Origin of the sequence: Breoghania sp., assembly GCF_030066895.1 — a bacterium.
Lineage (GTDB): Bacteria > Pseudomonadota > Alphaproteobacteria > Rhizobiales > Stappiaceae > Breoghania.
This window is the reverse complement of sequence record NZ_JASJAV010000034.1, coordinates 25,293-46,219: the sequence shown is the minus strand read 5'-3', so window position 1 is coordinate 46,219 and position 20,927 is coordinate 25,293. Positions and strand designations below refer to the sequence as shown.

Here is a 20,927-nt window from a genome sequence, read left to right as displayed (position 1 = left end):
CGGAGCCGATGATCGCAAGGACGGCGAACTTGGGGAGGAATGTGTCGCGCTCGCTCATGCCCGCGTCTCCGTGTTGCGGCCGAGAAGCCCGTTGGGAAGAACCAGAAGCACGACGATCAGCGCACCGAAGACGAAGGCGTTTCGATAGCCCGACAGTGCGGGCGGCAGCAGGTCGACGAACAGCACTTCCGCCATGCCGAGAATGTAGCCGCCCAGAACCGCGCCCGAGATCGACCCGACCCCGCCGATGACGGCGGCGACAAAGGCCTTCAGGCCGGGAAGGACGCCCATCAGCGGGCTGATCTGCCCGTATTCGCCGCCCCACATCAGGTCGGCGACCGTGGCAAGCGCGCTGCCGATGGCTAAGGCCAGCATGATCATGCGGTTGATGTTGATGCCCATCAGCCGGGCGACGTCGTAGTTCTCGGCCGTTGCCCGCATCGCGATGCCGACCTTGGTGAAGCGCACGAAGGAGGCGAGTGCGATCATCAGGATGATCGCCAGAACCACGATCATCAGATCGATCACCCGGATGGAGACGGGGCCGAAATTCAACAGCGTGTTCAGATAGGCGGGAATGCGGAAGGTGCGCGGCTGGGCCGACAGGATCATGATCGCCAGGTTTTCCAGAATGATGGAAACCGCCAGCGAGGCGATGAAGCCGGTCACCTGGGGCGATCCGCGCATCGGCCAGAAGGTGGTGCGCTCGATCAGCATGCCGACGGCGGCACCCGCGATCAGCACGATCAGCAGCACGAGCGGGAAGGGAAGGCCCAGCCCGGCGAGGCTCGCCAGTCCGGTGGTCAGGATGTCGCCGTGGGCGAAGTTGATCAGGCGCAGGATGCCGTAGATCATCGAAAAGCCAATGGCCACCAGCGCATACATGCTGCTGAGGATCAAGCCGTTGACGAGCTGGTCGACGAGATAGTGGAAGGTCATCATGCGGCTCCCAGGTAAGCGCGCTGGACGTCGCTATTGGAGGCCAGCTCGTGCCCCGTTGCCGGACAGGGTGATTTCGCCCGCCTCGATCACGTAGGGCCCGGTCGGAGAATTCAAGCGCCATGGCGGCGTTCTGTTCGACCAGAAGCACCGTGACGCCCTCCTTGCGGGTGGTTTCGAGAATTTCGAAGATCTGCTCGACAAGGATCGGCGCCAGCCCGAGCGAGGGTTCGTCGAACAGGATCAGCTTGGGCTTGCTCATCAGCGCGCGGCCGATGGCGAGCATCATCTGTTCGCCGCCCGAAAGCTTGTCGCCGGGCACCGACCCGCGCTCTTCCAGGATCGGGAAGCGGCGGTGAATGTCGGCGAGATCCTTCTCTATTCCCGCCGTATCCTTGCGCAGGTACGCGCCGATCTTCAGGTTCTCCGTGACGGAGAGATTGCCGAAGATCTGGCGGGGGGCCTCCGGGCAATGGTAGATGCCGACGGAGACGATCCGCTCCGCCCTCTCGGCCGTCAGGTCGGACTTTTCGTCGGGCTGGAAAAGGATTTTCCCCTTGCGCGGGCGCAGCAATCCGGAGATGGCGGACAGCGTCGTCGTCTTGCCCGCGCCGTTGGCGCCGATCAGGGAGATAATCTCGCCGTGCCCCACGGTGAGGGAGATGCCGCGCACGGCATGGGTGCCCCCCTCGGTTGATATGAACGTCTTCGAGTTCAAGCATTCTGCTTCTCGCGGCGTCGGCCCAGATAGGCGTCGATGACGGCGGAATTGTTCTGAATTTCACGAGGCGTACCCACGGCGAGTTTCTGCCCCTGATTGATGACGGTGAGCTCTTCGCAGATCCCCATAACCATCTTCATGTCGTTCTCGACCATTAGCACGGTGAGGTCGAGATCCTTATGCAGCTTGGCGATGGTCTGCCCGAGATCGGCCATCTCGTGCGGGTTCATCCCGGCGGTCGGCTCGTCGAGCAGCAGAAGCTGTGGCCCGGTGGCGAGCGCGCGGGCGAATTCCACCTTGCGTTGATCGCCGTAGAGAAGATTGGCGACGATCTGATCGGCCTTGTTGGCGAGCCCCAGCACGTCGAGCGCTTCCAGAGCCTTGCGGCGAATGTCGCGCTCCGCGGATCTGGCCTGCGGCAGGCCCAGGATCGTCGACCAGAAACCCGGCCCGCGACGCATGTGCAGGCCGACCATCACGTTGTCGATCACGGGCAGGTCGCGAAACAGGCGGATGTTTTGAAAGGTGCGCGCCATCCCGAGCTGTGCATTACGCTCGGGCGGGTTGCCCCTCACGTCGACATCGGCAAAGACTATCTTGCCCGAAGTCGGCTTGAGGACACCGGTCACTAGATTGAAGGCGGTGGTCTTGCCGGATCCGTTCGGGCCGATGAGACCTGCCAGAACCCCTTCGGGGACTTGGAAGTCGACACCCGACAGAGTCCTGACGCCGCCGAAGTCCTTAGTGAGCTGTTGGACCCGCAGCAAGGCGCGTGAATCGCTTGGCATACGCTCGTTCCTCGCACGTGGAAGTGCGTTGCGGTCTGTTCTATTCATTAGCAAGTGTATCAGGAATATATTATTTGTTACATAAACAGCTTGACCAAATGAGCGGCAAAAGACGCCTAATTTGTAGTCAAATTGCTGAATCGATCACCATTTTCATGATAACGTAAATTAATATTTTAATTTATATAATTATTTATATATTTTATTGAATATTGCAGTTCGGAATATTGGTTTGATTTTCGAAAATATATTTTATTTTTATGCAATATAAAATGTATCGTTCTTCTTATATTATATAATGAGAAAATATAAATTGACTATATAGGGGTCGTGCCGGTCATCCAGCGAGCTCCCCGTCTCCCGATGCGTTCCTCGATCTCATACAGAATCTTTTTGTCGTCATCCCCCGGCGAAGTCCGGGGGATCCAGAGATTTCCGCATATGCAGCGGCCTGCTGGATTGCCCGGACTGCGCCGGGCAATGACGGTGGAGCGATCAAGCGATAACGGCCCGGCCGCATCATACGTGCGCGAGACCGGCCGCAATTGCGGCCGGTCCGCATGTCGCCATTTCCGGCCGTCTTGCCGGGACGGTCTTTTAGTCGGCGTAGATGCCGATCTTGACCTCGCCGCCCTCGCTGATCGATGCGCGATACATGCCCGGCGTGTTGAACATCAGCACCGGTTCACCGGTTGCACTGATGGCGATCACGCCGCCGTTGCCGCCGATCGGGGGCAGGTCGACCATCACCTTACGCCGCACCGCTTCTTCCAGCGAGAGCCCGGCAAGCTGAATGAACGCGGCAATATCACGGCCCACAATCTCGCGGATGAAGGCCTCGCCGAAGCCGGTGGCCGAAACCGCAGCGCCGGTATTGCTGGCATAGGTGCCCGCGCCGATCATCGGGCTGTCGCCGACCTGGCCGGGATGCTTGTTGGTCACGCCGCCGGTGGACGTCGCCGCCGCCAGATCGCCCCGGCTGTCGCGCGCCACGCAGCCCACCGTGCCGTATTTGTGATCGTTGTGGTCGAGCGAGATCTCGTTGCGCTTCTGTACATCGCGAAGCTGCTCGCGCCGGTACTCGGTCTCGAAGTAAGACGCGGGCATGGCCTCAAAGCCCTGCTCGCGGGCGAAAAGCTCAGCACCTTCGCCGCACAGCATCACGTGCTGGGATTTCTCGATCACCCGGCGCGCAAGCGTGATCGGGTTGCGCACGGTGGATACCCGCAACCGCGCCGGATGCCCGGTCGCTGCCGCGCATGATCGCGGCATCCATCTCGATCTTGCCTGCGCTGGTGAAGACGCCGCCGCGCCCGGCATTGAAGAGCGGATTGTCTTCCATCGACATGACCGCGGCGACGATCGCATCCTCGGCCTTGCCGCCAGCTTCCAGAACCGCGCGGTCCGCCGCCAGCGCCGCCTCAAGCCCCACGTGGTAACCGGTTTCGCGTTCCGGGGTCATCATTTTCTTGAGGATCGTGCCCGCACCGCCATGCAAGGCCAGGGCCCAGCCGCTCTCAGCCATCTCGTATCATCTCCGCAAATCATGCCCGCATGGAAACGGGACACGTATCATCTGCATGCGTGGCCGAAATCCGGCTTTCGCGCGTGCGATGGTTCAGGTTCGATGAGGTCCTCGGGCGATCCGGCAAACGGATTTTTCGCCCCGCGGCCATCGTGAAGGCCGATCAGATAGCGCCCGAAAAGCGGCGGGCGCAATGGGGATGGCCGACCGAAAAGCGGTACGGTTCACAAAACCTTCGATTGTCGTAGCGGGAGAAGATGAGCGCAAGGCGGGTGTGGGGAGGTGGGTGCAGTCCGGCAGCTCTTGCCTTGCACACATTCTCTCCAGCGCCATCCCGGGCGGCAGGCCGTGAACGGCAGATATCAAGTGTAGATCCCGGGTCTGCGAAGCGTCACTGGGTGCCGCATCGCGTCCGGGATGACGCCGGTAAGATTGTACCGTGCAGGGTGCTGAAGACGCCGGGCTGCCTTCGCAGCCGTACTGCGTGCGTGGCCGGAAATCAAAAGCGGCGCGGACAAGGCTGGTTCTTTAACCCGCCTCCATCCGCGCCCACCTTGTCGTTGGCTGAATTACCAGGCGTCGTAGGGCAGGAACTTGCTACTCATCCGGACCTCGATCCGGTCGCCCTTGGGGTTGGGCAGCATGTCGACGCTCATATCGAAGTCGATGGTGCTCATGATGCCGTCGCCGTCCTTTTCCTGGTTCAGCTCCTTCAGCGTGTCCCCGTAGACGCCCATGATTTTGTAGAAGCGGTAGATGCATGGGTCGGTCGTGATCGTCTGCGGGAAGACCTTGGTCGGATACTCCGCCAGCACGATGGCTGCTTCCTGCGGCAGGCCGAGATGGGCGACGAGCGCATCCACCTTCTCGCGCGGCAGCGAGTTCATGCCGAGGCAGGCCGACGTGGTGAAAACCTCCGACATCCCGATCGCTTCCGCCATTCCGGCCCAGGTGAGCCCGGCGGTGTGCTTCTTCTCGAAGATCATTTCGGTGACGTCCAGCTTGTTCATTTGAGTGTGTCTCTCTGTTGGGTACGGTTCTTATTGTGCAAGGGTGAGGCGCGGTTTGGCGGACGTGTCGGAAGGCTCGTCCTCGTCCGCCCGCGCCGGACTTACGGTGACGGGCTGTTGCGGGCCGGAACCGGGCTCGCGCGCCTGTCCCGACATCTCCCTGGAGCGCCACGCCAGGAATTCCACCAGATGATTGCGGATCTTGTAGTAACCGGGATCGTGGATGATCTCGACCCGCTCGCGCGGCCGCGGAATGTCGACGACCACGCTTTCGGCCACCCGCGCATAGGGCCCGTTCGACATCAAGAGGATGCGGTCGGTCAGAAGGATAGCCTTGTCCACGTCGTGCATGATCATGAAGACAGTCTGGTCCGAGCCCGACCAGATCCCGATCAACTCGTCCTGGATGGTGCCGCGGGTGAGCGCATCGAGCGCGCCGAACGGCTCGTCCAGCAGCAACAGCTTGAGGTGGATGGCAAAGGCGCGCGCGATGGAGACGCGCTGCCGCATGCCGCCGAAAAGCTGCGAGGGCTTGCGATGTTCGGAACCGTTGGAAAGCCCGACCATCTCCAGATACTTGTAGGAGTGCTCCAGCACCTTGGCCTTCGACCATTCCGGGAAACGGGCGTGAACGCCGAAGGTGACGTTCTTCAGCGCCGAGAGCCAGGGCAGCAGCGAGTAGTTCTGGAACACCACGCCGCGGTCGAGGCTGGGGCCTGCGACCTCCTCGCCGGCCATGGTCACGGCGCCGCCGGTTGCGGTATCGAGGCCAGAGAGCACGTTCATGATCGTCGACTTGCCGCAGCCGGAATGGCTGATGATGCAGACGAATTCGCCCTTCTGGATGTCGAAGCTGACATCTTCGAACACCGTCAGCGGCTCCCGGCCGCCGGGCGAGGGGAACTTCTTCGTCAGGCCGTCGATCTCCAGAAACGGCTTATCGATCTCGGTCATGACCTTGTCCTATTCCTGATATTGCACGGCGTGCTGGAGGCGGGAGAAGGCGGTCCTGAGCTGGCCGAGTTCATGGGTGCGCGCGACATTCACCCAGTCCTTGCGAACGCCCGTCACGCCGAAGGCCGTGTTGATCAGCATTGGCCAGATGGAGTAGGTGAAGATCACGAAGATCGCCGAGGCCTGACTGTCTTTGATGATGAACAGGGCGAGCGGCATCCAGGCCAGCGGCGAGATCGACCTCAGGATCTGGATGAAGGGATCGAGCACCCTGTAGGCGAGCGGCGACATGCCGATCAGAAAGCCCGCCGGAATGGCGATCAGGGCGGCGAGGAAATAGTCCGCCAGCACCCGGTAGAACGAATAACCCACCTGAATGCCGATGCTCTTGTTGTTGGGGCCGTTGTCGTAGAAGGGCTGTGACAGCTCTTCCACCGCGCGCTTGATGATGGCGGAGGGCGGGGGGACGCGGGCCTCCTGGTCCGCGCCGCCCATCAGCTTCCCGTATTCCGTCATTTCGGCGGCCAACTTCACCGACGGGGTCGCCAGTTCCCATACCCCCAGCCCTGCAACCAGCAGGGCCAGGGAGAGGATCAGCGCCCGGATGCCAAGAGTAAGCGTGGGCGTCATGGATTTACCCGCGCTTGATGGCGAAGCTGTCGAAATAGACTTCCGGCTCGACCGGATCGAAGGTCTTGCCCATGATCGTGTAGGACTTGTAGGTCTCCTCCGGCGGCGTGACGCCGAGATCCTTCATGATCTTCGCGCAGTCGCCCGCCGGATAGACCTGCTCCGCCACGCCCTCGTAGTCGACGTCCCCCTCGATATAGCCCCAGCGCTTCATCTGGGTGAGGATCCACACGCCCATCGAGTGCCAGGGGAAGGGATTGAAGTCGATGCGGTCCGGCACGTCTTTGATGTTGCCGAGCCCGTCGGCATAGCGACCGGTCAGCACCTGCTCGATCACGGCGGAGATTTCCTTCCGGTTCTCAGGGGCATGCGCATATTGCGTGGCGCCGATCAGCGACTTCAGCAGCGCGTCGTAGGTGTTGGGCATCGTCTCGGCGAATTCCTGGCTGCAGGCAAAGGCGCAGCAGGGGTGGTCGTCCCAGATTTCCTTGGTCAGCTTGTGAATGAAGCCGACCTTCTCCCACACCGTGCGCTGGTTGAAAGGATCGGGCGAGAGATAGTCGTCGAGATTGCCCGCGCGTAGGTTGGCGACCATCTCCGGCGGCGGCACGACGCGGATCTGGATATCGGTGTCGGGATCGAGCCCGTGCTCGGCCACGTAATAGCGCAGTAGGAGGTTGTGCATGGAGTATTCGAAGGGCACGCCGAACTTGAAGCCCTTCCACTTGGAGGGATCGTCGTTCTTGTCGCGGTGATCGACATGCAGCACGATCGCCTGGCCGTTGATGTTCTCGACCGCTGGCATCAGGAAGGGAACGGCGGTGGAGCCCGCGCCCATGGTGATGGCGAGTGGCATCGGCGTCAGCATGTGGGCGGCGGCGTATTCCTTGTTGAGCGACTTGTCGCGCGCAACGGCCCAACTTCTCTTAAAAGCTCATCGGCTTGGCCATGATGATCGGCGTGGCGCAGGCGATTGGCACGAAGCCGACATTGAGCTTCGACTTCTCCGGCGCCCCGAGATCTTCGAGGATCGCGGCCTTGGCCTTCTCGATAGGGAAAGACGGAGGTAAGCGTTGCGGCCAGCGTCGAGCCGCCCAGCATCTTGGCAAAGGAGCGGCGCGACAGCTCATTATGGCCGAAGACGGACCGCACGATGGCGCTTTCGACCGCACAGCCCATCAGCTCCTTGTGCGATTTCAGATCCGTGGCCGCGGTGCCGTCCCGGTTCACGGCCTCGGCCTTGAAGGTGGTGATGTCCGCCCGGTAGCTTTCGCAGTTGCAGCCTACGCCATGACGTAGATCCACATCTCCGTCATACGGGTTTCCCAAGTTTTTCGATGACATGTCGCGGTCCCCTGTTAGGTGTCTTTTGGAAAGGATGGGTGTACGCCCGGTTTCCTCCAGACAGCGCAAGGACTGTGCTATTTCTCGGGGTGTCGGATATTCTTTTGGAATTCAAATATTTAGTATATTAAAAATATTTTTTACGAAATTACGAATTTTCGCACTTAACGGAATATCGTAAAATTTTATTACGACATTCCGTAATGGATCAGTTCATGGACCCTACGCCCGACGTTCCCGATCCCCGAAATTCGTTTCTTTCCAAAAATTCCGCCGGCCGCGACCGCCCCCGCGCAGGCTTCGACCCGCGCGCGCTCACGGCGGAACTCCTGCGCTCTGCCTTCAAGCATGCGCCCGAACCGGGGCTCGTCGTCGATCACTTCACCGACACCGTGCTCCACGCCAACAAGGCGACGACCGTTTTTTTCCGGAAAGTCAGCGCGGAGGTGACGGGGACCACGATCGACCGGTTCTATCCGAAGGCGCGCGGCGCGCTGCATGTCTTTACCAAAGATGCGCTGGAACGCGAGGCGGCCTGGACGCGGGACCTGAAACTGACCGGCCCCACCGGCCAGCCGTTGCGGCTGGAACACCGCGCGATTGCCGCGCGTTGGGATGACCGCACCGCGATCGTCATGGCGATCGTCGATCTCGATGAGATCGACCGGCGCTCGGTCGACGAGCAGGCCAACAGCTATCACCGCGAGGGGCTGGAGGAATGGCGGCGGGCGGAGCGCTATTTCCGCGAGATCGAGCGCGAGCACCAACTCATTCTGGCCGCGGCGGGCGAGGGGATCTACGGCGTCAATGTCGACGGGGTGACCACCTTCCTCAATCCGGCCGCCGAAAAGATGCTGGACTATTCGGCCCGCGAACTCGTCGGCAAGGACATGCATTCCGTCATTCACCACCACAAGTGCGACGGCTCTCTCCCTATCCCAACGAGGAATGCCCGATCTACGCCGCCTTTCGCCAGGGCAAGGTGAAGACGGTGGACGACGAGGTCTTCTGGGCCAAGGACAACAAGCCCATCCGGGTGGAATACACTTCCACCCCCATCGTCGATTCCGGTGTGGTGGTCGGTGCGGTGATCGTCTTTCGCGATATCACCGCCTGAAAGCGCGACAACGAACGCCTGCGCACCACGCTGGAGGAAAATGCCGGCCTGCGCGAGCGGCTGGAAATGGAGAACGCCTATCTCAAGGAGGAGATCTCCAGCCACACCAACCACTACAACATCCTCGGCAATTCCGACGCCATCGCCGTCACCGTGAAGTAGATCGAACTGGTGGGGCCGACGGATACCAACGTGCTGATCACCGGCGAGAGCGGCACGGGCAAGGAACTGGTCGCCCACGCCATTCATCAGGCCTCCGATCGGCGCACACGGCTGCTCATCCGGGTCAATTGCGCCGCCATCCCGCGCGAGCTTTTCGAAAGCGAATTCTTCGGCCATGCCAAGGGCGCCTTCACCGGTGCGCTGCGTGACCGCGTCGGCCGTTTCGAACTGGCTGATGGCGGCACCATCTTTCTCGACGAAGTCGGCGAGGAACGCGCGCGCGCCGTCAACGTCCGCCTTATCGCGGCCACCAACCGCGATCTCAAGGACGAGGTGGTCGCGGGCAAATCCCGCGAGGATCTCTACTTCCGGCTCAACGTTTTCCCCATCGAATGCCAGCCTTTACGCGAACGCCCCTCCGACATTCCGATCCTCGCCGATCATTTCCTCGATGTTTGTTGTGCCCGCCTGAACCTGCCCAAGCCTGCGCTGACCAAGGCGAACATCAAGTCGTTGATCGATTATCCCTGGCCGGGCAATGCGCGCGAATTGCAGAACGTGGTGGAGCGCGCGGCGATCCTGATGCGCCAGGGCAAGCTCACCTTCGATCTGCCGCGCGTGGAAGGACGGCCCGAACCGGAACCGCTCTCGCAAACCGTAAGCCTCCCCGCTCACGACCGCATTCTCACCATGGCGGAATTGGAGCGCAGCAATATCCGCCGCGCGCTGGAAGCCTGCGGCGGCAAGGTGTCGGGAAAATCGGGGGCCGCAACCCTGCTCGGCATCAAGCCCACGACGCTCTATTCCCGCATCAACGCCATGAACCGCTAACGCGCCAGTTCTCGCCCGGCCTGCCGCGAAGTGACGGCGGCGTTTCTGACTCTGCGCAATGCTTGTGCACTTGCCTGCCCGCCTGTGCACATGTCCGCAGCAGCCCGCCTAAGGCGAGTTTGGTCGGTAATATTACCTAACATATTGATAGAGATCATATTTTTGAAATTTCGGCGAATTGGCACAGAATCTGATTTTAAGGGAGTGCGATCACGAACAATCGCCAACGGACATTCGCCCACAGAGGGGCAACAGCGGCGCCGCTGTCCGGATAGGTTTCCCTTCCAGGCCTGATCCGGCAGCGGCGTTTCTCTTTGGCGGGATGGGTTGCCCAGGGGAGGCGGATTTCCTCCGAAGCGTGCTCTTCTGTCGAAAAGTGCGCCCCAAGCGTCCGTTCGGAAACGGGCACGTTTTGCCCCGGACTGTCATCCCCGTGCAGGTGGGGATCCAGCATTCCAGAGACGTGCACGGTTCGTGTGCTGCAACCTGATCCTGTGGTTACTGGATCTCCACCTGCGCGGGGATTACAATGGTGCGTGTGGTATGCACCTCGCGAACCGCCGCCCCGAAGCGGACGAATGCCGGATCGTCTCTTCACGAGACCAGCTCTCAGAAATCCCAGTCCTCATCCTCCGTCGCCACGGTCTTGCCGATGACATAGGAGGAGTCGGAGCCGGAGAAGAAGTCGTGGTTCTCGTCCGCATTGGGCGAAAGCGCGGACAGGATCGCCGGGCTCACCGCGCAGACCTGTTCGGGGGAACAACGGCTCGAAGCCGAGGTTCATCAGCGCTTTGTTGGCGTTGTAGTGGAGGAACTGCTTCACGTCCTCGCTCCACCCCACGCCGTCATAGAGGCTCTCGGTGTATTTCACCTCGATCTCATAGAGATCGAACAGGAGCGCGAAGGCGAAGTCCTTGATCTCCTGACGCTCCGTCTCACCGAGCCGTTCCAGCCCTTTCTGGAACTTGTAGCCGATATAGTAGCCGTGCACCGCTTCGTCGCGGATGATCAGGCGGATGAGATCGGCCGTGTTGGTGAGCTTTGCTCGGCTCGACCAGTACATCGGCAGATAGAAGCCGGAATAGAACAGAAAGCTCTCCAGAAAGACGCTGGCGACTTTCTTCTTCAACGGCGTTTCGGTCGCCCGGTATTCTTGCAGGATCAGCCGGGATTTTGCCTGAAGATGCGGGTTTTCCTCCGACCAGTGGAAGGCGTCGTCGACGTCGCCAGAGTTGCACAGCGTGGAGAAGACGGAGGAATAGGAGCGCGCATGCACCGCCTCCATGAAGGCGATGTTGGTCAGCACCGCCTCCTCGTGCGCGGTCAGCGCATCGGGCATCAGGGCCGGTGCACCGACCGTGTTCTGGATCGTGTCGAGAAGCGTCAGCCCGGTGAAGACGCGGATGGTGAGCTGCTGTTCCTCGTCGTTGAGCGTCGCCCAACTCGGCACGTCGTTTGACAGCGGCATCTTTTCCGGCAGCCAGAAATTGACCGTCAGCCGGTTCCAGACCTCCAGATCCTTGTCGACCTCGATCCGGTTCCAGTTGATCGCGCGCGGCACCGGACGCTGCGCATTGGGGATTTGAGCGTGAATTGTCATAACGGGCTCACAATGCGTAGGAGACGCAGCCCTGCACCTCGGTCCCCTCAAGGGACGAGCTGGTGCAGGCGCACGTAATAGATGGTCTTGATGCCCTTCTTTCAAGCGTAGATCTGGGCACGGTTGATATCGCGGGTGGTGGCGGTGTCGCGGAAGAACAGGGTCAGCGACAGGCCCTGATCGACGTGCTGCGTGGCGGCCGCATAGGTGTCGATGATCTTTTTCGGTCCGATCTCGTAGGCATCGCGGTAGTAGTCGAGATTGTCGTTGTTCATGGAGGGCGCGGGGTAATAGACGCGGCCGATCTTGCCCTCCTTGCGGATCTCGATTTTCGAGATGGTCGGATGAATGGAGGAGGTGGCGTTGTTGATGTAGCTGATCGATCCGGTCGGCGGCACCGCCTGCAGATTGCGGTTGTAGAGCCCGTCGCGCATCACGTCCGCCTTCAGCGCTGCTCAGTCGTCCCGGCTCGGAATGTCGATGCCGAACTCCTTGAAAAATTCCCGCACCCGCTCCGTTTACGGCACCCAGTCGCGCTCCACGTATTTGTCGAAGAATGAACCGTCCGCATAGGCGTTTTCCTCAAAACCCTTGAAGCGCGCTCCGCGTTCCTTCGCGATCAAATTCGAGGCGCGGATGGCGTGGAAGGTGATGGTGAAGAAATAGATGTTGGTGAAGTCGATGCCCTCAGCCGAGCCGTAATGGATCCGCTCGCGCGCCAGAAACCCGTGCAGGTTCATCTGCACGAGCCCGATGGCGTGGCTCTCGTCATTGCTGCGCTTGGCGGAAGGCACGGAATTGATCGCGCTCATGTTGGAGACGGTAGTCAGCGCGCGCACGGCCGTTTCGACCGTTGCACCGATATCGCCGCCGTCCATCGTCTTTGCGATGTTGAGCGAGCCGAGATTGCACGAAATATCCGTGCCGAGATGCGTATAGGACAGCTCGTCGTCGAACTCGGATGCCTCGTTCACCTGGAGGATTTCCGAACACAGGTTCGACATGTTGATGCGACCCGCGACCGGATTGGCGCAGTTGGCCGTGTCCTCGAACAGGATGTAGGGGTAACCGCTTTCGAACTGGATTTCTGCGATCGTCTGGAAGAAGGCTCGGGCGCGGATCTTGATCTTGGCGATGCGCGGATCGTCCACCATCTCGCGGTATTTCTCTGTGACCGAGATCTCCGACATCGCCTTGCCATAGACCCACTCGATGTCGTGCGGCGAGAACAGGTACATGTCGTCGTCGCGCCTGGCGAGCTCGAAGGTGATGTCGGGAATGACCACGCCGAGCGATAGCGTCTTGATGTGGATCTTCTCATCCGCGTTCTCCCGCTTGGTGTCGAGAAAGCGCAGGATGTCCGGGTTGATGGGCGTTGAGATAGACCGCGCCCGCCCCCTACCGCGCGCCGAGCTGGTTGGCATACGAAAAACTGTCCTCAAGCAGCTTCATCACCGGAATGGCGCCCGACGACTGGTTCTCGATGCCCTTGATGGGCGCGCCGGCCTCGTGCAGGTTGGTCAGCATCAACGCCACCCCGCCGCCGCGCTTTGAAAGCTGCAACGCGGAATTGATGGCCCGGCCGATCGATTCCATGTTGTCCTCGATCCTGAGCAGAAAGCACGAGATCAGTTCCCCGCGCTGCTTCTTGCCCGCATTGAGGAAGATCGGCGTGGCGGATTGAAAGCGGCCGGAGATGATCTCGTCCATCAGCCGTATGGCGAGGTCCTGGTCGCCCTGCGCCAGAGCCATCGCCACCCGATCCTCGAAGCGCTCCAGATAGCGCTTTCCGTCGGAGGTCTTCAGCGCGTAGCTGCTGTAATACTTGAACGCGCCGAGGAAGGTCAGAAAGCGGAACTTGCGCGCGTAAGCGGCCTGAAAGATCGCGGCGACGAACTCCGGCGCGTAGGCCTCCAGAGCTTCGGTCTCATAATAGCCTTCGCGCACCAGATAGTCGAGCTTCTCCTCGAGCGAATGGAAGAACACGGTGTTCTGGTTCACGTGCTGGAGGAAGTACTGACGCGTAGCGCGCCGGTCGGCGTCGAACTGGATATGCCCGTCGCCGTCATAGATGTTCAAGAGCGCATTGAGCGCATGATAATCGAGAGCTTCCGCGCCCATGTCGGGGCGCTCTAGGACTGTCGTTTCCAAAACCGTTCCATTCCTTGGGTAATGCGATCGACGTCGGCTTCGGTGCTGGACAGTTCGAAGCGATAGAGCAGGGGCACCTTGCATTTCGCCGAAACGACGTCGCCCGCATAGGCGAAGAAGCGCCCAAAATTGGTATTGCCGGATGCGATCACGCCTTTCAGCAGCGCACGGTTTTCCGGCTCGTTCAGGAAGCAGATCACCTGTTTGGGCACCGCACCGCGGCCCTTTCCGTCGGCATAGGTGGGTACAACGAGGACGGAGGGCTCACGCTGCGGTTCCATTCGCTCGGAGGCGCGTTTCGGGATGCGCCAGGCAGGTAGCCCCAGCCGGGTGATCAGCTGGTGGGTGTTGCCCGAGGCGCTTGAGAAATAGACGAGGCCTGACATGAAGGTCGCCGTGTTTGGGGGGATGTAAAAAGCGAGAGGCGCACAGGTGCAGCACGAACGGAGCGTGCCCCCCTCTCCCATGGGAACAGGGGAACAAGGACGGTTGTGCCGAGGACGAGCCCAATGTACCTCTCTCTCCCCTTGAGGGGGAGATGGCGGCGTAGCCGACAGAGGGGGGGGTAAGGCCGCTTGTTCCGAACCTGCCGCTTGCCCCTCTTTGTCACACAGTCGCGTGACATCTCTCCCTCAAGGGGGGAGAAGGGAACAAGCTGCTTACTCTCGGAAATACGCTCGCCCCGGCCCCTCAGCCGAGCGCGCCGATCTTGTCGGGGCGGAAACCGGACCAGTGGTCTTCGCCCGCCACGACGACGGGCGCCTGGTGGTAGCCCAGCGACAGCACGTTCTGCATCGCCGCATCGTCCTTGGTCAGATAAACGAGATCGTAGGTGACGCCGCGCTGATTGAGCGCGCGAGTGGTTGCGGTGCACTGGACGCAGGACGGCTTGGAATAGACGGTGACGGTCATGTGAACTTCTTTCACCCCGAAGATCTTTGGAATGCGACGGGGGAAAGAAGGGACGCGCAAGCCCTGCCGGAACACGAGCCTGCCCACCCATCGGACTCGCCGCCCGATGACGTTTCGCTCAAGGCAGGTCTCCTGGCTTGCGGGTCTCGGTTTCCCTCCACCTTCCCGGGCTCGCGCCCAGTGGCAAAAGAAATGAAAACTCGCCACTCACAGTTGCGGGGGCAGCGCCGGATTCAGTCCCGAAAATCGGGCTCCACCGGCTTCCCTCTTAGCCTTCGATTGAACGAATCGAAGGAGCCTTGAACACAAGATAGGGTATGCTGCTCAGCGATTAAGTCAATCGGTAGTCCCGCCCGCTGTCATCTCGCTGCCTCGCAGCGCAGGCCTTGTGAGGGAGTGACAGCATGACGCAGACCCCGAAATTCCGCGCTTGCCACCGCCTTTCGGCGAGGCCTCCACAGACCCGATAAAACCGCTCGCGCGGACCGCAACCCGGCGATAATCGGTTCCTTTCGGATGGGCTCGACAAAACCATGTGGACAAGGCGCTCCTCTCCATTCCGCTGCGACCGCCCATGCGGGCCGCACGGACTGTCCACAGTCCAGTGTTTGACAGGAATCGTCGGTTGGGACCTACATGTTGTGGTCGTGGTCTCCCGAGTCGAAAGCGTAGCCGAAAGCTCGGGGGCTAAGAGGGAAGCCGGTGCATCTTGCGACAAATCCGGCGCTGTCCCCGCAACTGTAGGCGGTTAGCCCGTATCCATCGTCATGCCACTGGCGCATCTGCGCCGGGAAGGTCGGATACCGGCGGCGATCCGCAAGCCAGGAGATCTGCCGCGACCCGTGTTTAACGTCCCTGGGCGAGGAGTCCCGGTGGGTCGCGTGGCCTGGCGAATGGTCTCGTGCCGTTTCGCAATCCGCCCTGTGTGCCTGCCTCATCCTTGCCCCCAACGTATTGTCGGGGTGCCGATTTCATGACTTCTGAATCTCTCCTGCCGCGCCGGATCATCAAGCGCAGCGGCGCATCCGTGCCATTTGATGAGGCGCGTATCCGCCGGGCGGTCGCACGCACTGTACAGGCTACCGGCGAATTTGATGAGGCGGCCGCCGGTCGTCTTACGCAGGAGGTGGTCAAGGTGATCTCCTATCGCCATGCCGGCCAGACCCCGACCATCGAGCAGGTGCCGAATATCGTCGGGCAGGTGCTGATTTCCGCCGACCATCAGGCTACGGCGCGTGCCTATATCGTCTATCGCGAAAAGCGCGGTCAGGCGCGTGAGAACCGCAAGACCGTGGTCAACGTCATCTCCTCCATCAACGAGTATCTCGACCGAACCGACTGGCGCGTTTCCGCCAACGCCAATCAGGGTTATTTGCTGGGCGGATCCTCAGTCTGTCGGGCAAGGTGGTTGCGAATTACTGGCTCTCGCACATCTACCCGCCCGAGGTCGGACGCGCGCATCGCGAGGACGACTTCCACATCCACGACCTCGACATGCTGGCGGGCTATTGCGCGGGCTGGTCATTGCGCACGATTCTCGTGGAGGGGCTGAACGGCGTGCCGGGCAAGGTCGAGACCGCACCTGCCAAGCACTTTTTGAGCGTCGTCGGCCAGATCGTCAATTTCCTCGGCACGTTGCGGAACGAATGGGCGGGCGCGCAGGCCTTCTCCTCCTTCGACACCTACATGGCGCCCTTCATCCGCAAGGATGACTTGAGCTACAACGACGTTCGCCAGGCGATCCAGGAGCTGATCTACAACCTCAACGTTCCCTCGCGCTGGGGCACGCAGACGCCCTTCATCAACCTGCCCTTCGACTGGATCTGCCCGGAAGACCTCAAGGATCAGGTGCCGGTCATCGGCGGCGAGGAGATGGATTTTACCTACGGCGTCCTCCAGCGCGAAATGGACATGATCAATCGCGCCTACATGGAGGTGATGATGGAAGGCGATGCCAAGGGCCGCGTCTTCACCTTCCCCATCCCCACCTACAACATCGCCGAAGATTTTCCCTGGGAGAGCGAGAACGCCGATCTCTTGTTCGAGATGACGGCGAAATACGGCCTGCCGTACTTCCAGAACTTCATCAACTCCGAGCTGAAGCCGAGCACGATCCGCTCCATGTGCTGCCGGTTGCAGCTCGATCTGACGGAACTTCTGAAGCGTGGCAACGGGCTCTTCGGCTCGATCGAGCAGACCGGCTCTCTCGGCGTCGTCACCATCAACTGCGCGCGCCTCGGCTATGTTCATCGCGGCGGCGAGGCGGCACTCTTCCGCCGTCTCGACGAGTTGCTGGAAATCGCCCGCACCTCGCTGGAGATCAAGCGCAAGGTCGTGCAGTGCTACATGGATGACGGCCTGTTCCCCTACACCAAGCGCTATCTCGGCACGTTCAGGAACCACTTCTCCACCTTAGGCGTGAACGGCATCAACGAGATGATCCGCAACTTTACCGCCGGACACGAGGACGTCACGAGCGAGTGGGGCCACGGTTTCGCGCTGCGCTTCCTCGATCACATCCGCGCCCGCATCGTGGAGTTCCAGGAAGCCAGCGGCACCATGTTCAATCTGGAGGCGACGCCCGCGGAAGGGGCGACCTATCGCTTTGCTCGCGAGGACCGCAAACGCTTTCCCGGCATCCTGCAGGCCGGCACGGACGAGAACCCCTACTACACCAATTCCAGCCAGTTGCCGGTCGACTACACCGACGATCCCTTCGAGGCGCTGGAATGCCAGGACGACCTCCAGCGCAAATATACCGGCGGCACCGTGCTGCATCTCTACATGGGCTAGCGTGTATCCTCCTGCGAGGCCTGCAAGAAGCTGGTGCGCCGCGCGCTGGAACGCTTCCGGCTGCCCTACATCACGATCACTCCGACATTCTCCATCTGATCCACGGCTACATCGAGGGCGAACACCAGTTCTGCCCGAAATGCGACGCCGAACGCCTCGCCGCCAAGCGGCAGACCGCCGCGCAGTAATCCCCGTTTCCGATATCAAACCCGATACTGAACAGGAGGCCGCAATGGCCGATTTCATGGATACGGATACCGCCCTCGACACCCTGACGCTTGCCGACGAGGAGCGTCAGTCCTGCGAGATCTGGACCCGAGTGATGGGCTATCACCGCCCGGTTTCCTCCTTCAATCGCGGCAAGCAGGGCGAACACGCCGAGCGCTGCTTCTTCTCGGAAAACTGCCTCGCTCAGGATTGAACTGATGGTGACTGACCTTAGGGCGAGTGACCTGAGGGTCGGCGGGCTCTCCCGGCTGTCCATGTACGACTGGCCGGGAGAACTCGTGGCAACGGTCTTCTGCCAGGGCTGCCCCTGGAATTGCGTCTACTGCCACAACCCGCATCTGATCCCGCCGCCCGCCAAGACGGATCTCGCGTGGAATGACGTCCTGACCTTTCTGGAAGGCCGGAGCGGCCTGCTCGACGGCGTTGTCTTTTTCGGCGGCGAGCCGACCTTGCTGAAGGCTCTGCCGGAGGCCATGCGCGCGGTCCGCGACATGGCCTTCTCGATCGGGCTCCACAACGGCGGTCCGTACCCCGCGCGTCTCGACGAAATCCTGCCGCTCACCGACTGGGTCGTCTACGACGTCAAGGCGGCCTTTGCCGATTACGAGCGGATTACGGGTGTTCCGGGCAGCGGAGAAAAGGCGCGCGCCGGTCTGGAGTGCGTGCTGGAAAGCGGTGTCGCCTGCGATATCCGCACCACCGTCTACGAGCCGCTTTTCAATGAAGCGGCATTGCAGCGCCTCAGCTCAGACCTCGCCGCGATGGGCGTGCGAAACCACCGCCTCCAGCTCTTCCGCTCAACGGGCGTTCGCCCCGCCGCGTGAAGGGCTTCAAGGCATATGCCCCTGCTTCCAAGAGCAGGTTGCCGCTGCACGTTTCGATCAGTCGGGCGATCCGGTGTTCTGTCCGCGCATCGTCGGGCATCCGGTGGGTGACGTCCACGCAGTCGCCGATCCTGTCGCCGACGACCACGTTGAACCGGACCGCTCGCAACATCATGAGATCGTTCGTGTCGTCGCCGAAGGCGGCGAAGGCGCGGTCGTCCGTTTTGAGCCGGGAAAGGTAGGCCCACTTGTCGATGCCGGAAACGGTGATGTCGATCGAGCCGTCGCGATGACGGTGCACGTCGACGCCATTGAAGGCGTCGAGCCGGGCCATGAGGTCCGGATCCGCGCCGATGCCGGGCAGAAATAGGATCTTGATCACCTCCGCCCGATCCATGTCCGCGGACCGGGTGATGTGGAAACGTCCGAACCCGGTGACTTCGTCCAGAAGCGCATGCCCGGTTTCCGGTTCGCGGCAGGAGGTGAAGATGCCGTCGGCGAGATAGGAGGTACCCGTTTCCTCCAGAAGCTCCAGGATCCGGCCCGTAAGCTCCCATTGCAACGGCCGGGCATAGCTGACTTTGTGATCCTGAAAGGCAATGGCTCCGTTGCATCCGATTAGCCAGGCATCTTCCGCAAGTTCCTCCCCCGGTACGCGATACATGTCCCGCGGATGCCGGGCCGAGGCGAAGACGATCCGGTTGTCTGCCTTCGCCCGCATGATGGCGCGGTGGATCGTGGGCGGGATCGTGTAACGATCGAAACAGATCGTCTGATCGATATCGAAGACTAGCATGGCACTCTGCCGTTTTTGTACTTTGAGGGACCTTCCGGCTCAGGCGACGATGCCTCAACCTGCTGCCACACGACCTCCGCGAAGATGGGGAGGGGACGACGGATTGGCGGTCCCGCGATCAGATCGACGAAACGCTGGTAGCGCGCGAGCGTGTTGTCGAGCGAGGCCCCTTTCCGAAAGCTGTCCTTGCTGGTGTAGGATCCCGCCTGCCCGAAGAATTCGTCATCCGTTCCCACCGATACCGCACGCATGCAATCGGGAGAGATTTCTCCGAAGATCCTCCGGCCCGTGTGATCGATCTTGAAGCAGATGTCATCGAGGCGGATGCCGCGCGCTCAGAAAGACGAACAGGGTCTTGAAGGCGGACATGGCCGTATGCTCCGCCCTGTCCGTATCCATGTAGTGCGCCGCAAGACCGGCGGGAACGCATTCGTCGCGGAGCCGTTTGCCGTCCTCGTCATGCAGCGGATTGGTGTAGTCGAAGCGGACGTAAGGCGCGTGGGGCTTGTCTGCCTCGAACGCGGTCCTGCTGAGGGTCGGGTAGTTCTCGATGCGATAGAGCGCATGTTTGGGAGTGCCCACATGTCGGCCTTTCACTACCACTTCCAACGGCGGGCAATAGTCCCGCCCGGAAAGCTGCATGCGTTCCGCGATGTAGAAGTCCTCACCGAAATGAACGGCGGTCGTGTGAACCCCCGCGTCGCGAAGGACGCCGTTCAGGATTTCGAACGAGCGCAACCGCGCGATATCCGTACCCGCCACGATCGCCGAGCGGTTTGAGGAAAACGAATAGAGCGTCGGCAACAGCCGGACGATGACATGGTCGTGGTCGAGGATCCGGATGTCCTTGGACTCGCCTCACGCCAGAATCTCCAGGTTGTCGAAGTCCCGCGCAACCTCGTTCCATCCGAGATCGTCGTTTTCTGCAATGTCGAACATGAAAAACTCCGATCGTAATATTTATAGATAGATCAGATAATTTATATTTTATGTAATATTAGAGATATACTATTAGATATCAGAGATGAATTATAATCAAACGGAATTAATTCACCGGGAGAAGCAATTTTTCGTTTGCTGCAAATGGTGTTTTTCTAAGTGGTGACATAGCCGGCAGCGCGGTTCCTGAGGAGGAGGTCCGTCGTCATGAGGTTGAGCGCGACGATCGCGGCGCAGAAAACGGTACTGGCGATCGCGAGATCGCTCACCGAGATCAGTCCGGTGACGCCGACGCTGGACAGGATCGTGCCGCCGTAGCTCATCAGGAAGAAGGTTGAAATCGATTTGCTGGCCTGTCCCGCATTCGATTGATGGGCGACCGCCTGGATGGCGCCCTGCAAACCGAACCCCTGGCCGATACCGCAGATGGCGGTGGCCAGCATCAGGATGGGTAGATTGGCCAAGACGATGGCTGCCCCCAACCCGGCGGCTCCCAATCTGATCCAGAAGGTACCGAACATCATGGCCGCGTTGTCCGACCATTTGAGATAGAGGACGCCGGTGATCGCAGACAGGAATGAAGCAGGCCGACGTCACCAGTCCTTGAATGGCAGAATTCGGTTTCCGCATGACCGTGTCTGTGAGGATGGAACCGAGCGCGGC

Annotated in this window: 17 protein-coding genes, 6 pseudogenes and 2 riboswitches; of the genes and pseudogenes, 7 read left to right on the top strand and 16 right to left on the bottom strand. The window is 60.9% G+C overall.

Annotated elements, in window-relative coordinates; translation table 11 throughout:
- Window positions 1-54: 54 nt before the first annotated feature.
- The 8 genes and pseudogenes from QNJ43_RS25465 to QNJ43_RS25430 all read right to left on the bottom strand — a co-directional run bounded on the left by QNJ43_RS25465 (window position 55) and on the right by QNJ43_RS25430 (window position 7,746).
- Window positions 55-942 carry a branched-chain amino acid ABC transporter permease gene (locus QNJ43_RS25465; RefSeq protein WP_300474598.1) on the bottom strand — a complete coding sequence of 296 codons (888 nt, stop codon included), beginning with the start codon at window positions 940-942 and terminating at the stop codon, window positions 55-57.
- Window positions 939-1,657 (bottom strand): annotated as a pseudogene (locus tag QNJ43_RS25460) (ABC transporter ATP-binding protein). Before QNJ43_RS25460 ends, QNJ43_RS25465 begins: the two are co-directional and overlap by 4 nt.
- Window positions 1,654-2,448 (bottom strand): ABC transporter ATP-binding protein, encoded by a 795-nt coding sequence (locus QNJ43_RS25455; RefSeq protein ID WP_300474597.1) that lies wholly within the window; start codon window positions 2,446-2,448, stop codon window positions 1,654-1,656. The pseudogene QNJ43_RS25460 and the gene QNJ43_RS25455 overlap by 4 nt, the downstream one beginning before the upstream one ends.
- 597 nt (window positions 2,449-3,045) lie before the next feature.
- Window positions 3,046-3,910 (bottom strand): annotated as a pseudogene (locus QNJ43_RS25450) (isoaspartyl peptidase/L-asparaginase).
- Between the two features lie 632 nt (window positions 3,911-4,542).
- Window positions 4,543-4,983, bottom strand: a complete 441-nt coding sequence (gene cynS / locus QNJ43_RS25445) for a cyanase (protein ID WP_300474595.1) — start codon at window positions 4,981-4,983, stop codon at window positions 4,543-4,545.
- Between the two features lie 30 nt (window positions 4,984-5,013).
- Complete coding sequence (locus QNJ43_RS25440; protein ID WP_300474593.1) at window positions 5,014-5,937, bottom strand: ABC transporter ATP-binding protein; 924 nt, start codon at window positions 5,935-5,937, stop codon at window positions 5,014-5,016.
- A gap of 9 nt (window positions 5,938-5,946) precedes the next feature.
- A complete protein-coding gene (locus QNJ43_RS25435; protein ID WP_300474591.1) occupies window positions 5,947-6,567 on the bottom strand; it encodes an ABC transporter permease subunit in 621 nt (206 codons plus the stop codon).
- Between the two features lie 4 nt (window positions 6,568-6,571).
- A pseudogene (locus tag QNJ43_RS25430) lies at window positions 6,572-7,746 on the bottom strand (CmpA/NrtA family ABC transporter substrate-binding protein).
- A 380-nt stretch (window positions 7,747-8,126) separates the two neighbouring features.
- Here QNJ43_RS25430 and QNJ43_RS27775 point away from each other — a divergent pair.
- From QNJ43_RS27775 to QNJ43_RS27765, 3 genes are all read left to right on the top strand, one after another.
- Window positions 8,127-8,897 (top strand): PAS domain-containing protein, encoded by a 771-nt coding sequence (locus QNJ43_RS27775; RefSeq protein WP_346433133.1) that lies wholly within the window; start codon window positions 8,127-8,129, stop codon window positions 8,895-8,897.
- The gene (locus QNJ43_RS27770; protein ID WP_346433132.1) at window positions 8,828-9,028 is read left to right on the top strand and encodes a PAS domain-containing protein; all 201 of its coding nucleotides are present in this window, start codon (window positions 8,828-8,830) and stop codon (window positions 9,026-9,028) included. Before QNJ43_RS27775 ends, QNJ43_RS27770 begins: the two co-directional genes overlap by 70 nt.
- 171 nt (window positions 9,029-9,199) lie before the next feature.
- Window positions 9,200-10,021, top strand: coding sequence for a sigma-54 dependent transcriptional regulator (locus tag QNJ43_RS27765; protein ID WP_346433131.1), 822 nt, complete (start codon window positions 9,200-9,202; stop codon window positions 10,019-10,021).
- 609 nt (window positions 10,022-10,630) lie between these two features.
- Here QNJ43_RS27765 and nrdF read toward each other — a convergent pair.
- From nrdF to nrdH, 4 genes and pseudogenes are all read right to left on the bottom strand, one after another.
- Window positions 10,631-11,621 (bottom strand): annotated as a pseudogene (gene nrdF / locus QNJ43_RS25420) (class 1b ribonucleoside-diphosphate reductase subunit beta).
- 7 nt (window positions 11,622-11,628) lie between these two features.
- Window positions 11,629-13,742: pseudogene (gene nrdE / locus QNJ43_RS25415) on the bottom strand (class 1b ribonucleoside-diphosphate reductase subunit alpha).
- 11 nt (window positions 13,743-13,753) lie between these two features.
- On the bottom strand, window positions 13,754-14,158 hold the full coding sequence (gene nrdI / locus QNJ43_RS25410; RefSeq protein WP_300474589.1) for a class Ib ribonucleoside-diphosphate reductase assembly flavoprotein NrdI: 405 nt from the start codon (window positions 14,156-14,158) through the stop codon (window positions 13,754-13,756).
- 304 nt (window positions 14,159-14,462) lie between these two features.
- Window positions 14,463-14,684, bottom strand: coding sequence for a glutaredoxin-like protein NrdH (nrdH, locus tag QNJ43_RS25405; RefSeq protein WP_300474634.1), 222 nt, complete (start codon window positions 14,682-14,684; stop codon window positions 14,463-14,465).
- Between the two features lie 104 nt (window positions 14,685-14,788).
- Window positions 14,789-15,001, bottom strand: a riboswitch (cobalamin riboswitch).
- A gap of 314 nt (window positions 15,002-15,315) precedes the next feature.
- Window positions 15,316-15,537: riboswitch (cobalamin riboswitch) on the top strand.
- A 120-nt stretch (window positions 15,538-15,657) separates the two neighbouring features.
- Between nrdH and QNJ43_RS25400 the strand changes: the two are divergent.
- The 4 genes and pseudogenes from QNJ43_RS25400 to QNJ43_RS25385 all read left to right on the top strand — a co-directional run.
- Window positions 15,658-15,891 (top strand): annotated as a pseudogene (locus QNJ43_RS25400) (ATP cone domain-containing protein); the annotation flags it as partial.
- Between the two features lie 197 nt (window positions 15,892-16,088).
- On the top strand, window positions 16,089-17,477 hold the full coding sequence (locus tag QNJ43_RS25395) for a ribonucleoside triphosphate reductase (RefSeq protein WP_300474587.1): 1,389 nt from the start codon (window positions 16,089-16,091) through the stop codon (window positions 17,475-17,477).
- Window positions 17,478-17,721: 244 nt separating this feature from the next.
- Window positions 17,722-17,898 carry an anaerobic ribonucleoside-triphosphate reductase gene (gene nrdD, locus QNJ43_RS25390; RefSeq protein WP_346433138.1) on the top strand — a complete coding sequence of 59 codons (177 nt, stop codon included), beginning with the start codon at window positions 17,722-17,724 and terminating at the stop codon, window positions 17,896-17,898.
- Between the two features lie 4 nt (window positions 17,899-17,902).
- The gene (locus tag QNJ43_RS25385) at window positions 17,903-18,529 is read left to right on the top strand and encodes an anaerobic ribonucleoside-triphosphate reductase activating protein (protein WP_300474585.1); all 627 of its coding nucleotides are present in this window, start codon (window positions 17,903-17,905) and stop codon (window positions 18,527-18,529) included.
- Here QNJ43_RS25385 and QNJ43_RS25380 read toward each other — a convergent pair.
- The 4 genes from QNJ43_RS25380 to QNJ43_RS25365 form a co-directional block, all read right to left on the bottom strand.
- Window positions 18,447-19,325, bottom strand: a complete 879-nt coding sequence (locus QNJ43_RS25380) for an HAD-IIB family hydrolase (protein ID WP_300474583.1) — start codon at window positions 19,323-19,325, stop codon at window positions 18,447-18,449. The genes QNJ43_RS25385 and QNJ43_RS25380 overlap by 83 nt on opposite strands.
- Entirely contained in the window at window positions 19,319-19,576 is a 258-nt protein-coding gene (locus QNJ43_RS25375; protein WP_300474582.1) for a hypothetical protein, read from the bottom strand. Before QNJ43_RS25375 ends, QNJ43_RS25380 begins: the two co-directional genes overlap by 7 nt.
- 61 nt (window positions 19,577-19,637) lie before the next feature.
- Window positions 19,638-20,129, bottom strand: a complete 492-nt coding sequence (locus tag QNJ43_RS25370; protein ID WP_300474581.1) for a hypothetical protein — start codon at window positions 20,127-20,129, stop codon at window positions 19,638-19,640.
- A gap of 290 nt (window positions 20,130-20,419) precedes the next feature.
- Entirely contained in the window at window positions 20,420-20,788 is a 369-nt protein-coding gene (locus QNJ43_RS25365) for a hypothetical protein (RefSeq protein WP_300474580.1), read from the bottom strand.
- Window positions 20,789-20,927: the final 139 nt, after the last annotated feature.